Origin of the sequence: Serratia sp. Nf2 (genome assembly GCF_003028435.1) — a bacterium.
GTDB classification, from domain to species: Bacteria; Pseudomonadota; Gammaproteobacteria; order Enterobacterales; family Enterobacteriaceae; genus Serratia; species Serratia marcescens_L.
The window spans coordinates 1-521 of record NZ_PYTW01000051.1 but is presented as its reverse complement, the minus strand read 5'-3'; the positions used below and the strand labels follow the sequence as shown (position 1 = coordinate 521).

General features: G+C 69.7%; 1 protein-coding gene. It reads left to right on the top strand.

All coding sequences use genetic code 11. The annotated features are described in order from the left end of the window. On the top strand, positions 1-521 hold a 521-nt coding region (locus C9411_RS25365), incomplete at both ends, for an RHS repeat domain-containing protein (protein WP_369919489.1).

The following is a 521-nucleotide window of genomic DNA, read 5'->3' as shown; positions in this document are numbered from 1 at the left end:
GCTGACGCGGCTGGAGAACGGCAACGGCGGCGAATACCGCTTCAGCTACGATGCGGTGGGCCGCGTGCTGGCCGAAGAGCGCCCGGACGACACCCGCCACTATTATCGCTACGGCGCGGCCGGGCTGCTGGAGGAGCACCGCGAGGTCGGCCTGCCGGGCAGCGCGGGTGAACTGACGCAGCGCGAACAGCGCTTCCGCTTCGACGAGGCCGGGCAACTGGTCTGGCGCGGCAACGCCAGCGCGGAATGGCATTACCGCTTCGACGCCATGGGGCGGCTGCGCGAGCTGAACCGCCTGCCGACGGCGAGCGGTGCGGCGCTGGGCATCGAGCCGGACAGCGTGCAGATGCGCTATGACGCCGCCGGGCGGCTGCTCGGCGAGCAGGGCGTGAATGGCGAGCTGCAATACCAGTGGGATGCGTTGGCCAACCTGCAGGCGCTGACGCTGCCGCAGGGCGATCGCCTGCAGTGGCTGTATTACGGCTCCGGCCACGCCAGCGCCATTAAATTCAACCAGCAGG